Origin of the sequence: Thermoclostridium stercorarium subsp. stercorarium DSM 8532, assembly GCF_000331995.1 — a bacterium.
Lineage (GTDB): Bacteria > Bacillota > Clostridia > DSM-8532 > DSM-8532 > Thermoclostridium > Thermoclostridium stercorarium.
Map to the genome: position 1 here is coordinate 895,431 of NC_020134.1, position 13,262 is coordinate 908,692.

Here is a 13,262-nt window from a genome sequence, read left to right on the forward strand (position 1 = left end):
TAGAATTAGTGTAAAGCTTAACCAATGCAAAAAACATAAAAAAAGGAGAATAATTATGGGAAACTGGAAAGACTTTGTCAAGGATTTCTGTACAAAAGAAAAGAATATTGAGGTTCTCAGGGCGGAAGCCGAGAAGGCCTTTGGAAACTACGGCGTTTATCCCCGTTCCATCAATGAGGTGGGGAATGCCATTGTGATGATGGCCCGTGGTGAAAACGAAAAATGCCTTGTGGTTGTAGGTGAGGACAGCAGACTTCAGGAACTTAAAGGTAATCAGACCGAAGAGAACGGTTTAAAGGTAAAAGTATGCCCGTTATCCAACGAAAATTGCTATGTGATAAGAAAAATTTTCCCATACACCAATCCTCAGCCCCATAAAGGTAAAAATATAACGATAGGGCTTGGCGATCGCCTTGGTCTGGCTTCTCCGGGACATATTAGGCTTATCCGTGATTTGGACGTATTTCCGGTGCTTGCCCAGCAGTCCATAAGAGAACTTAATTTAACGGGAAGAACATATGAGGATGTTATCTCGGCGGCCGCATGGGCAGTGTTCCAGGAAGGCTACACCAAGGGGTACGGTGCTGACGGAGATCACCTGAAGACAGCGGAAGAAGTTAAAATGTCTCTGAATGTCGGAATGACAATGATTACCCTTGATTGTTCAGAGCACATAGACAATTCTGCGGCGCATGCCGGTTTATCCGAGCTCAGGGAGAAGTATTCCAGGTTTACCGAAGAAGAACGGGAAAGATGGGAAAGAAAATATCTGAACAGGGATGTTAAGATTGGAAATTACAGTTTCCACATCTCCGAAGAAGATCTGATTCGTATGGCCTGTGTTTACGGTGGGGCCATCCGCCATACTCTTGACATTTATCATAACATTATTGCAAAATGCGGAAGACCGATAGATTTCGAAATGTCAATAGATGAAACGTTGACGCCTACTTCACCCGCTTCCCACTATTTCGTAGCCCAGGAACTTATCGACGGCGGAGTTGAAATAACAAGCCTTGCCCCGAGATTTTGCGGTGAATTCCAGAAAGGGATTGATTATATAGGAGATCTGAAACAGTTTACCGACGAGTTTGCCGTTCATGCGGCAATCGCAGATCATTTCGGGTATAAGATAAGCGTTCATTCGGGGAGCGACAAGTTCAAAGTATTCCCTGTAGTCGGAGAAAAAACAAACGGAAGATATCATCTGAAAACCGCAGGCACTAACTGGCTTGAGGCGGTCAGAGTAATTGCAAGGCATAAGCCCGATTTGTACAGGAGAATGCATGCCTTTGCCCTTGAACACCTCGAAGATGCCAAAAAGTATTACCATATCGGCGCGAAAGTGGAGAACATCCCCGCTCTTGAAACACTTGCCGATTCAGAACTTCCTGAATTGATGAACAGGGACGACTCAAGGCAGGTTATGCATATTACTTACGGGCATATCTTGCAGGCAAAGGATGAAAACGGCAACCCGCTGTTCAAGGATGAACTGTACAAAGTTCTGTATGAATACGAGGAAGAATACGCCAATGCGTTGAAAAAACACATCGGAAGACATCTTGAAGGGCTTGGTTTGTTATAATATAATATTCCAAAGTAAAAATTTTAAGGCAGGCAGAGGCAACTCTGCCTGTTCTGTTATGGGCTTTAAATGAAAGGGGGACGGGGCGATGGACGGATTCCGAAGTATTATTGTTCTGTACTTGATAGCAGTAAATATCGTCGGATTTTTTATATCCGGCATGGATAAGTACAAAGCGGTACATAAAAAATGGAGAATATCGGAAAACAGTTTTATGCTGCTGGCGGCGCTCGGCGGTGGACTGGGGGTGTATATGGGCTGTCTTGTTTTTAATCATAAGGTAAGAAGTATTAAATTCATGATAGGAATTCCGGCTATATTTATTGCGGAAACCGCAATCTTACTGCTTTTTTTGTGATTTTATCCGACAGGCGTGGCCGGTGTGCTTTTTTTTCCAATGATTTAATAGCAGGCTCAAATGCCGTGGAAGCAAGCATGCAGAAGGCAGGCATTATAAAATATCTGTACCTTGTCTGTATTTCAATTAAAAGGTAAACAATGTAATTTACAAGAATTAAAATCGTAAGGAAAAGAGGAACGTTATCCGGCGCGGCCGGCTTTAACCATAAAATTACACAGGCCGCAACGATTGAAATATGTAACAGTATGTAAACGGCTTTGTCAAAATAAAGGATGTTATTGATAACTTTTTCATATGTAATATTGCTCCACACAATTCTGTTTTTTTGTATATGCGGCAAAGACCAGGATGTATTTTCCAAGTTTTCCCACATCGCTTTTAACTTATTCCAGAAAAATGAATATATACTTTTGCATTCCTTCAGCGAGGCAGTAATTGCTTTTCTGGCTTCATGAAGGCGGAGATCTGAATCCTTTATCGATATTATATGCGCGTTTTTTTCGCTGTAGGTACCGTTTGTTGCCGTATCCAGTCCTACTACGAACTTCCACTCGGGACAATTGTTTGAGATCCCGTCTGGGGCTGCTCCTGTAACTTTAAGCAGCACCGAAGCCAGAACTGAAAGGAGTATAAAAATGGTAAACAATAAAGATGTGCCTGATACAATATTTTTTACAATTTCCCGTTTAGGTTTACCGGTTATAATTATAACGGTAAAAACTAAAAATGAGGCAATTATTACCATTGCTTCAGGACGCATCAGATTTCCAAAGAATAAAAATAAACCTGATAATGTTATACGGTATCGGCAATGACTTACAAAATAAAAATAAATGCTTAACATAAAAAACATAAGGGATATGTGCTGATTGGTGAGAACTGAAGAAAGTAAAATCGGTGCGGGATATATCGAGTATAAGAAGGCGGCAATAAATGCGGCACGGGAATCAACGCATTTTTTGGCAATGAGATAAATCAGTACGTTTGTAACTACCATATATGCAGCGTTCAGAAGTTTCAGCGCAAAGACTGAGCCAAATATCCTTAAAATGAAGGCTTCATAATATACAAAAGGAATTTGGTATCCCCATGTTGTAAAGTAAGTTTGCCCAAGCCAGGCATTATTACCTTCCGCTGCGTCTTTTGCCGCGTTGTAGATTTTTAAAAAGTCACTGTTAACAGGAGTCTGCACTAGAAAAATAAAACACAGACGCAGTAAAAGGCTTATGATTACGATTAATACCGGAAAAATTTTCTCAGGCAGGAATTTAATAAAATGAAACATTATCCCCATAATTAATATGAGTATGCTCAAATAAACAAACACTTCGAAGATTGAAAGCAGAAAAACGTTTTCAATGTTCTGGTACAGGATAATGATTAAGAAAAATATCGTACATGTGAGTATAATTTTTGCGGTAATATTCATGGTTTTGGGTATGTTTTCTTTTTCAGGAACCAATTGATAATTGTTTCCTCCTTGCTTTTCCGTTTATTTCTATAATTATAGACATTTTTACTGGAAATTCAAATAATATACTTGTTTCATAATATTATATATTACAGGTAAAGCAATTACAGGTCAACTGTTAAACGCGTCTTCAAAACCGACTTTGGCTTACCGGCAGTTCTTTTGTTCTTAAGGCTGAATAAAGGCGGTAATATTGCATTGATGAAGCCTGTGCCTAAAAAAATAAAGCAGGAAGCTTTTGCTTGACAGTAGAAAGGTAGAGTATTATTATAAAATTAACCAATAGAATATATGCCTGCGGGAGCCGTTAACGGACGGCTGAGAGGGAGCAGTCAGCTCCGACCGCAAGACCTGATCCGGGTAATGCCGGCGTAGGGAAGGGTTTACATACTGTTTGACAATCACCGCCTTTCCCGGCGGTTTTTTGTTTATGTAAATGGGTTTCTGTGAATCAAACCCTTCCTGTTTACGCGGTTCAGGTTATTATTCCGAATTCAGTTGCAACTGAATGATGGCAAAAGCCCAATAACGGTGTGGAAAGGTAGTGATTTGCGATGTCTCTTGCCAATGTAAGCCTTCAGGTTCTTCCGGTCGTATCCGAAGACAGGGTGTACCCGGTTGTTGACAAGGTTATTGAACTAATTCAGCAAAGCGGTGTCAAGTACATCGTCGGCCCTATGGAAACCACAATGGAAGGCGAACTGGACGTACTGCTGGATATTGTCAGAAAAGCCCAGGAGATTTGCATCAATGAGGGAGCCAGCAGGGTGGTATCTATAGTGAAAATAGATTATAAACCTGAAGGTGTGACAATGGATGAAAAAATTAATAAATACAGATAATTTTAGTCTGCCTGTTTCCTTCGCTGTTCTGATTATTATATGGGAGAGCCTTGTGTATATACTGAAAACACCTGATTATCTTATACCTGCTCCAAGTATGGTGGTGAAGGCTTTAGTTGATTCATTCCCGATACTTATGAGGCATACCGCCGTAACTTTACTGGAGGTTATTCTGGGGTTTGCCGCGGCACTGATACTTTCGGTTGCGGTATCGCTTTTGATGGTACGCTTCAGAACTTTGTACAAAATTTTATGGCCGTACATGATCATAAGCCAGACAATACCACTGTATATCCTTGCGCCGCTTTTCATGATATGGTTCGGTTTCGGAATTCTGCCAAAAGTGCTTATAGTGGGGCTGGTATGTTTTTTCCCTATAACGGTGGCATTTGTGCAGGGATTGACATCCACCGAACCCGAACTGGATGAACTGCTTCAGGTTATGAGGGCAACTCCGTCGCAAATCATGTGGAAAATCAGAGTGCCGCAAGCCATGCCGCAGTTTTTTTCCGGGCTGAAAATAGCGGCTGCATACAGTGTTACCGGAGCGGTTCTCTCTGAATGGGTGGGAGCCCAGGAAGGTTTGGGTATTTTCCTTACCCGTTCAATGAAGACATTTAAAACCGCGGCGCTGTTTGCCGACGTTATGATTATTATTGTGCTCAGTCTGGCAATTTTCTACGCAATATCCTTTATTGAAAAGAAAGTTATAAGGAGGAGAATTCCGTTATGAAAAAATATATGTCGATATTAGTATTGGTTTGCATAATAGCGCTTACGACAGGATGTGGAGCGCAGAAAACGGATAAAGTAACGGATAACATAAATGATAAAATAAAGGCTACTGCCGTTCTGGACTGGACACCGAACACAAACCATACCGGACTGTATGTTGCGTTAAGCAAAGGATATTTTGAGGATGAAGGTCTTGATGTAACCATCGTTCAGCCCCAGGAGGGGACTGCTGAGCAGATTGTTGCCGCGGGTTCCGCCCAGTTTGGAATAAGTTATCAGGAAGCGGTGACTTTTGCCCGTGCGGAGAACATACCCATTGTATCCATTGCAGCGGTGATCCAGCATAACACGTCGGGATTCGCGTCGCTTGCCGAAAAAGGCATAACTTCGCCGAAGGATTTTGAAAACAAAAAATACGGAGGATGGGGCTCTCCGGTCGAGGAAGCAACGCTGCGTTATTTGATGGAACAGGAAGGGGCCGATCCGTCAAAACTTAACATTCTTACAACGGGTGATGCCGATTTCTTTCAGGTGTCAACCACGGGAGAAGTGGATTTTGCGTGGATTTTTGAAGGATGGACGGGGATTGAGGCGAAGCTGAGAGGGATTGAGCTGAATTATATTGAGCTTAGAAAACTGTCCGATATTTTTGATTATTACACCCCGGTCATTATAACGAGCGAAAAAATGATTGAAGAAAACAACGAAGTGGTCCGTAAATTCATGAGGGCGGTTGAAAAAGGATACAGATTTTGTATTGAAAAACCTGAAGAAGCGGCGGAGATCCTTCTGGAAAACGTCCCTGAACTTGACAGGGAACTGGTTATGGAAAGCCAGAAATATCTTGCGGAAAAGTACCAGGAAGATGCGGAATACTGGGGAATGCAAAAGCAGGAAGTATGGGAAAGGTACATGCTGTGGCTTTATGAAAATGGTTTTATTGACGAAAAGATAGATGTGTCAAAGGCTTTTACGAATGAGTTTTTAAACCGGAAATAAAAAACTATGTGCAACCGGTATATGGCCTTTTGCCATACTGAAATTTTTGCATGCTGAAACATGGAGGCCGAAATGGAACCTGCTGTTGAAATAATTAATTTATCGAAATCCTATATATTGAACAACAAAGAGCTTAAAGCTCTGGAAAACGTCAATTTAAGCGCTGAAAACGGTAAATTCATATCCATAATAGGTCCAAGCGGGTGCGGAAAAAGCACTCTTTTCAGAATTATAGCCGGCCTGGAGAAGGATTTCACCGGGTCGGTATTTGTTAATGGATGCGATGTAAAAGTTACAAGGCCTTATATAGCATATATGCTGCAGAAGGATTTGCTATTGCCGTGGAGAAACGTCCGGCAGAATATCTTGCTTCCGCTCGAACTGGACGGGTCTTTGAAGAATACTGACACCGGCTTTGTTCAAAAAATGTTATCTGAATTCGGCCTTGAAGACTTTGCCGACGCTTACCCTGATGAACTGTCAGGCGGTATGCGGCAGCGGGTCGCGTTCCTGAGGACGTGGCTGATGAAAGGTTCTGTAATGCTTCTGGACGAGCCTTTCGGAGCGCTGGACGCCTTAACGCGGAATCGTATGCAGGACTGGCTGCTAAACATATGGGAGAAGCACCGGAAAACCGTTCTTTTTATAACCCATGACATAGAGGAAGCGGTATATCTGTCGGATGAAGTCTATGTGATGGGGCCGAGGCCGGGAAGAATTATTGACAGATTAAACATAGAGCTGGAAAGGCCCAGAAAGCGGGATATTATTTATACTCCCGTTTTTATTGAATATAAAAAATATCTGATGAAATCTTTAACCATTTAACAATTTCCGGGTAGCTGAAAATCCGTCGAATAAAATTTTTGTTGGCTTTTCCCTGCATGGAAAATCTTTTTCCCGCAGGGTTTTTTTTGTGCCCGGAAAGTATCCGCATGATTGCTTAATCGGTCGATTCAACTCATTGTTTTCCTTCTGCCGGCGCTCCGGCCCGATAATTCCGCTGTTGGGTCAGCAAAATATATTTGCATAAAAAATTACAAAATATTAAGATTTAAAGAGAATGAAAAAGATATTTTAATATAACTGCTTAAACTGAGTAAATTTTAGTATATATAGTCAAATGAACATTATTTACAGACATAAGATTATGATATATAATCTAATTAAAGTTAAATAAGTACATATAATCATGATGTGTATTCATTAGTATATAACATGAGTATACGTGATATTATTTTACAGTTATATTACAGTGTTAAATGAATACACGACTGTGAAATAATTGGGTTTTATATTGCTTTACACCGAAAAATAAAGCATGAAATTGGGAGGGAATTTTTAATTATGCATTCGCCTTGTTATTTTCCGGGAACGGTGGTGCCGGTATCGCCTGTGGGGTTGCTTACAGGACTATTTTCTGTTACGAACGGAATTACGCTGTCGCAGGTTTGTGAAATTACCGGGCTGGAACCCGGAACAATTCAGAACTGGATAAAGAGAGGGTATGTCGCTCATCCCGTAGATCGGAAGTATTCAAAAGAACAGGTGGCAAGAATTATACTTATTAATTTCCTTCGCGAGACATTTGTAATTGAGAAAGTAGCTAATTTGCTAAGTTATGTAAATGGAAACCTGCTGGATGACTCAGACAACATTATGGATGACAGCGAAATTTACGAGTGCTTGTGTGACATTCTCCTGTCGGGAGAACTGAAAGAAGGGTTTGATAATGACACGCTTGTCAGAAAAATAGATGAACGGCTTATGGATTTTAAAGAGCCGTTTCCGGGAGCAAAAGACAGACTTAAACTGGTTTTGCAGGCCATGATTTACGCCTGGTGGTCGGCAGAATACAAAAGGATTGCGAACCAGTTGACAAAAAATATCTGACTTTAAATTTTAAAATAAAAAACAGAAAGGGGGTTTTTATGAATTGGTGGAATGAATTGACCCAACTGCAGAAAGTATTCGCGACTTTTGCCATCCCCGCCACGATTGTGATGATACTGCAGTTTATTCTGCAGCTGATCGGTTTGGCGAACGAAGCAGATACGGATGGTCCCGATTCCGCAGACGTGGATCCCGTTTCGGATGTTCAGGACGGGATACCCGACGATTTGTCCGATACTGAAGCCGCTGCCGATTTAGACGACGGATCGGCGGATGACGGGCCTGATCTGGAAGAGGGGGCCGCAGGGATGCGCCTTTTTACACTGAGAAGCGTTGTGGCGTTCTTTGCGGTCGGAGGCTGGATGGGAGTCGCGGCTATTGACTGGAATCTTTCAAATTTTGCAGCCGTTGTACTTTCAATTATTGCAGGAAGCCTTGCTCTGTATTTCGTTGCCTGGGTTGTTTACACCTTCCTGAGAATGCAGCAGAGCGGAAACATCAGGTATGAAAACGCTGTAGGCAAGGAGGGGGAGGTATACCTTACCATTCCACCCAACGGACGGGGAAAAGTAAATGTCATAGTTCAGGAACGCTTATGTGAAATTGACGCAACGACAAGAATCGACAGACCCGTAAAAACCGGTGAAAAAGTTGTCGTGGTGGATATTACCGATGACGGCGTACTTGTCGTGGAACCGAAGAATTTATCCGAAAAAAAGGAACTTGAAGAAAAAATGTAAAGGGGGTTCTGTTTATGCCCGGTGGAATTATTCTTATTACGGTGGTTATAGTTTTAGCTTTTTCCACTCTTCTGTTTGTTTTTTCAAGGTACAAGAAATGCCCGTCTGACAAAATCATGGTGATATACGGAAAAGTTGGGCATTCAAAGGACGGAACGGCTCTGTCGGCCAAATGCATTCACGGCGGCGCAGCGTTTGTATGGCCAATATTCCAGGCATACGAATTTTTGGATTTGACGCCGATATCCATTACTGTCGATCTCAGGAACGCATTAAGCCGTCAGAACATCAGGATTGACGTACCTTCCAGCTTTACGGTAGGTATTTCAACTGAACCGGGGGTTATGCAGAATGCGGCCGAAAGGCTTTTGGGACTGAAACGCCAGGAAATTCAGGAGCTTGCGAAAGATATAATTTTCGGTCAGCTACGTCTGGTTATAGCAACCATGGACATAGAAGAGATCAATACCGACAGGGACAAGTTCCTGGACGCAGTCTCAAGAAACGTAGAGACCGAATTGAAGAAAATAGGACTTCGCCTGATCAATGTCAACGTGACGGATATAAGCGATGAGTCGGGGTATATCGAGGCACTGGGTAAGGAAGCGGCGGCAAAAGCCATTAACGATGCAAAAAAATCGGTTGCTGAACGGGAAAGAGACGGTGCCATAGGTGAAGCGAATGCACGCCGTGAACAAAGGATCAGGGTTGCCGCTGCAGAAGCCGAAGCGATCAAAGGTGAGAATGAAGCTGCGGCAGAAATCGCACTGTCCAATGCGATCCGGCGTGAACGCGAGGCAGAAGCAAAAAGACGGGCTCTTGCGTCTGAAAAAATACAGGCCGCCAAGGCTTTGCAGGAGGCATACGTAGCTGAAAAGGAAGCCGAACTTGCGCGTGCTGAACGCGAAAGGGCAACTCAAGAAGCCGATGTCCTGGTCAAGGCCGAGATTGAAAAGAAGAAACTTGAGCTTGAAGCGGAGGCTCAGGCAGAACAGGCAAGACGCCTTGCAAAGGGTGAAGCCGATGCAATTTACATGAAAATGGAAGCGCAGGCTCGAGGTATTGAGGAGATACTTACAAAACAGGCCCACGGTTTTGCCAAACTGGTGCAGGCCGTTGGCGGTGATGCATCCAAGGCCGCTCAGATGATGATCGCCGACAAGCTTGAAGAGCTTATTAAGGTTCAGGTTGAAGCAATTAAAGGCATCAAGATTGACAAGGTAACGGTATGGGACAGCATGGGCAAAGACGGTACGCCTGCCACGGCAAATTTCCTTTCGGGTATGCTGAAATCCATCCCGCCTATGAGTGAGATTTTTAAGATGGCCGGTATGAAGCTTCCTGAATTTTTCGGTCAAGAGCTGCAGCAGGAAGAAAAGAGCAATAATTCCGCGGAAGGTGNNNNTACCGAAAAAGAAACAGCAGCGGCAGCAAACTGAAAAAAATTGTGGTGCGCCCGTGGGTTACCCACGGGTATTTTTTTAAATTTTGTAGCCACGGCAACAGATATCAAACCACTTTTGCGTTATTATCTTAGGTAAGGATGACAAAAGAATTTGATTATTAACAAGTGAAAGGAGAAATATTGATGAAAAGAAAAATTGTGGAGATAGATCAGGAAAAGTGCAATGGCTGCGGGCTTTGCGTGAACGCATGCCACGAAGGTGCCATAGAAATCAGGAACGGAAAAGCCGTGCTTATAAGTGACGAATACTGTGACGGTTTGGGAAACTGTCTGCCCGAATGCCCGACGGGTGCGATAAAAATTGTTGAAAGGGAAGCGGCGGAATACAATCATGAACTTGTGATGAAAAAAATGGAGGAAAGAAAAGGCATGGCGCATTCAAACCCGTTCAGCGGATGTCCCGGACAGCGGGCGATGACGCTTGAAAGGAATTCCCGAGAAAATAAAGCCGATGAAGGCGAAAGTGCTGAAAAAACAATATTTTCAGAACTGAATCAGTGGCCGGTGCAGCTAAATCTTATAAACCCGCATGCCTCTTACCTTGACGGAGCACACCTGTTAATCGCCGCCGACTGCTGTGCTTATGCATACGGTAATTTTCATAAGGATTTTATTGCGGGCAAAATCACTCTGATAGGCTGTCCGAAACTGGACGACAATGAATACTATATCGAAAAGCTTACCGAAATATTCTCGGTAAACGATATAAAAAGCATTACCGTGACCCGAATGGAAGTTCCGTGCTGCGGCGGAATTGTGCATGCAGTAAAAACCGCCATGCTGAATGCCCGGAAAATAGTCCCGTACAGAGAAGTGATAATAGGAATCGACGGGAAAATAGTAAATGAGTGAATTTAAATCCTGTGCCGCTGGAAGCCGGCATGGGATTTTTTTTAAAGAACGGTTACGCCGGCTTCTTCAGCCTTTTTTACAATATAATCGGGTATTTTGTCATCACTTATCAAAACGTCCAGATCAGACAAGTGAGCAAAGGTAAATGCCATGACTTTGTTGAATTTGCTGGAGTCGATAAGCATAATAACTTTTTTTGCCTTTTTGATCACGGTTTTTTTAAGCTCGCATTCAAAAAAATTCGAAACGGTAAAACCGTTCTCAAAGGTGAAGCCCGATGCAGCCATAAAAGCAATGTCGATGTTAATCATATCAAGCATTGCGAGTGCGGTCGGACCTGCCGAGGACAGTGTATTGTTGTTAAGTTGCCCGCCTGTATGGTAAATGGTGATTTTCTTTTTTTTCGTAAGTTCCAACGCCGTTATTATCCCGCTGGTGACAATTGAAAAATTGTCGTCGGGGATTAACCGTGAAAAATACATTATTGTGCTGCCCGCGTCGAGATAAATAGAACGGCCGCTGTCAAGAAACTTAACGGCCTTTTCTGCAATAAGCATTTTTTCCTCAACGTTTTCTGCGGCCCGCAGCGAATATGCGTCCTCTTCCCCGTAAATGGACGTAAGCTTTTTAATATTTACCGCCCCGCCGTGAGTTCTTATCAGCATTCCCTTGCTTTCGAGATATGCAAGATCGCGTCTTATCGTCATTGCGGAAACCTGAGGAAAAATTTCCTTCAGTTCCGAAACCTGGACTTCTCCCTTTTCGTTAAGTATGCTCAGTATTTTTTCCTGCCTTTCGTTGTACAAGACATTTCACTCCTGCTATTGTAAAATATCAGTATTATTAATGTTTATTATTTCCGATCGGTTTATTATATATCTTAACTTATTTGAAAAAAAAGTACAATACAAATTAAATATATGTTTATTTTAATCAACAGTAATGTTATAATAAAACATGAAATTAAAAAAACAAACATTTTCAATTTTGGCACACCGAACAGGGAATACTAATCTTATATAAATAAAAGGTAGGAGGATGTTTAATGAAAACCAAAGCGGTACGTCTGTACGGCAAAAACGATCTGAGGCTTGAAGAATTTGAACTTCCCCCAATAAAGGACGACGAAATACTTGCACAGATTATTTCGGACAGTATTTGCATGTCATCATACAAAGCGGCAATCCAGGGTGAGGATCACAAGAGGGTTCCAAAGGATGTCAGCCAAAATCCGGTTATAATAGGCCATGAATTCTGCGGAATAATCCTTGAGGTAGGCGATAAGTGGAAACATAAGTTTAAGCCCGGAATGAAATTCTCCATTCAGCCTGCTCTGAACCTGAAGGAGAATCCCTACGCTGCTCCGGGTTACTCATTCAAATATATAGGCGGAAGCGCCACGCATATCATTATTCCCAATGAAGTAATGGAACAGGGATGCCTTCTTGAATATAACGGAGACGCTTTTTTCTATGGTTCCCTTTCCGAACCCATGTCCTGTATTATAGGCGCCTTTAAAGCCAATTATCATACCGAAAGCGGGAAATATGAACACAAAATGGGTATTAAAGAAGGCGGAAACATGGCCATCCTGGCTGGCGTCGGCCCGATGGGGCTTGGTGCGATCGATTATGCCCTCCATGCTGACAGAAAGCCCAAACGCCTTGTTGTGACCGATATTGACGAAGCGCGCATTAAAAGGGCGGAATCCCTTTATAGGGCTGAAGAGGCAAGGAAAAACGGAGTTGAACTGATCTACGTCAATACAGGAACGGTTTCTGATCCTGTGAAATATCTGCTTGACCTTACCGGCGGTGAAGGTTACGATGACGTATTCGTTTTCGCGCCGGTAAAGGCGGTTGTCGAACAGGCTGATAAAATACTTGCGAAGGACGGCTGCCTGAACTTCTTTGCCGGTCCTACAAATCCAAATTTTTCAGCGGAGTTGAACTTCTATAACGTGCATTACAATTCCACCCACATTGTGGGTACAAGCGGCGGAAATACCGAAGACATGATTGACGCGTTGAGACTTATGTCCGAGGGAAGAATTAATCCCGCTTCAATGATAACCCATATAGGCGGTCTGGACTGTGTTGTTGAAACAACGCTTCATCTGCCCGAAATCCCCGGAGGGAAAAAACTGATCTACACAAATATTTCGATGGAACTTACAGCCATAAGCGATTTCCGTAAAAAGGGAGAGACCAGTCCGTTGTTTGCAGCGCTTGCTGATATAGTTGAAAAGAATAACGGATTGTGGTGCCTTGAGGCCGAAAGGTATTTGCTGGAAAATGCTGATAAAATATAAAAGGG

At 42.8% G+C, this 13,262-nt stretch carries 13 protein-coding genes and 1 riboswitch; of the genes, 11 read left to right on the forward strand and 2 right to left on the reverse strand.

Annotation, left to right across the window (positions count from 1 at the left end):
• The first annotated feature begins 55 nt into the window (after positions 1–55).
• Together CST_RS03985 and CST_RS03990 are read left to right on the forward strand one after the other, a co-directional pair.
• Entirely contained in the window at positions 56–1,588 is a 1,533-nt protein-coding gene (locus CST_RS03985) for a tagaturonate epimerase family protein (protein ID WP_015358541.1), read from the forward strand.
• A gap of 88 nt (positions 1,589–1,676) precedes the next feature.
• The gene (locus CST_RS03990; RefSeq protein ID WP_015484925.1) at positions 1,677–1,946 is read left to right on the forward strand and encodes a DUF1294 domain-containing protein; all 270 of its coding nucleotides are present in this window, start codon (positions 1,677–1,679) and stop codon (positions 1,944–1,946) included.
• On the opposite strand, the gene CST_RS03995 is transcribed toward CST_RS03990, so the two are convergent.
• Positions 1,909–3,411, reverse strand: coding sequence for a glycosyltransferase family 39 protein (locus CST_RS03995; RefSeq protein ID WP_015358542.1), 1,503 nt, complete (start codon positions 3,409–3,411; stop codon positions 1,909–1,911). The genes CST_RS03990 and CST_RS03995 overlap by 38 nt on opposite strands.
• A 296-nt stretch (positions 3,412–3,707) precedes the next feature.
• Positions 3,708–3,815, forward strand: a riboswitch (TPP riboswitch).
• A 159-nt stretch (positions 3,816–3,974) separates the two neighbouring features.
• On the opposite strand from CST_RS03995, the gene CST_RS04000 reads away from it, so the two are divergent.
• The 8 genes from CST_RS04000 (at position 3,975) to CST_RS04035 (ending at position 10,946) form a co-directional block, all read left to right on the forward strand.
• Complete coding sequence (locus tag CST_RS04000; protein WP_015358543.1) at positions 3,975–4,262, forward strand: thiamine-binding protein; 288 nt, start codon at positions 3,975–3,977, stop codon at positions 4,260–4,262.
• Complete coding sequence (locus CST_RS04005; protein WP_015358544.1) at positions 4,237–4,995, forward strand: ABC transporter permease; 759 nt, start codon at positions 4,237–4,239, stop codon at positions 4,993–4,995. The genes CST_RS04000 and CST_RS04005 overlap by 26 nt, the downstream gene beginning before the upstream one ends.
• Positions 4,992–5,996: an ABC transporter substrate-binding protein gene (locus tag CST_RS04010; RefSeq protein ID WP_015358545.1), complete on the forward strand. Its 1,005-nt coding sequence runs from the start codon at positions 4,992–4,994 to the stop codon at positions 5,994–5,996. Before CST_RS04005 ends, CST_RS04010 begins: the two co-directional genes overlap by 4 nt.
• 72 nt (positions 5,997–6,068) lie before the next feature.
• Positions 6,069–6,824, forward strand: a complete 756-nt coding sequence (locus CST_RS04015) for an ABC transporter ATP-binding protein (protein ID WP_015358546.1) — start codon at positions 6,069–6,071, stop codon at positions 6,822–6,824.
• A 519-nt stretch (positions 6,825–7,343) separates the two neighbouring features.
• Entirely contained in the window at positions 7,344–7,889 is a 546-nt protein-coding gene (locus tag CST_RS04020; RefSeq protein WP_015358547.1) for a DUF1836 domain-containing protein, read from the forward strand.
• A gap of 38 nt (positions 7,890–7,927) precedes the next feature.
• A complete protein-coding gene (locus tag CST_RS04025; protein WP_015358548.1) occupies positions 7,928–8,629 on the forward strand; it encodes a hypothetical protein in 702 nt (233 codons plus the stop codon).
• 14 nt (positions 8,630–8,643) lie between these two features.
• Positions 8,644–10,068, forward strand: coding sequence for a flotillin family protein (locus CST_RS04030; RefSeq protein WP_015358549.1), 1,425 nt, complete (start codon positions 8,644–8,646; stop codon positions 10,066–10,068).
• 149 nt (positions 10,069–10,217) lie between these two features.
• Entirely contained in the window at positions 10,218–10,946 is a 729-nt protein-coding gene (locus CST_RS04035; RefSeq protein ID WP_015358550.1) for an ATP-binding protein, read from the forward strand.
• A 41-nt stretch (positions 10,947–10,987) separates the two neighbouring features.
• Here the strand turns inward: CST_RS04035 and CST_RS04040 are convergent, their stop codons facing one another.
• Positions 10,988–11,752, reverse strand: coding sequence for a DeoR/GlpR family DNA-binding transcription regulator (locus tag CST_RS04040; protein WP_015358551.1), 765 nt, complete (start codon positions 11,750–11,752; stop codon positions 10,988–10,990).
• A 239-nt stretch (positions 11,753–11,991) separates the two neighbouring features.
• On the opposite strand from CST_RS04040, the gene CST_RS04045 reads away from it, so the two are divergent.
• Positions 11,992–13,257, forward strand: coding sequence for a zinc-binding dehydrogenase (locus CST_RS04045; protein WP_015358552.1), 1,266 nt, complete (start codon positions 11,992–11,994; stop codon positions 13,255–13,257).
• Positions 13,258–13,262 lie beyond the last annotated feature (5 nt).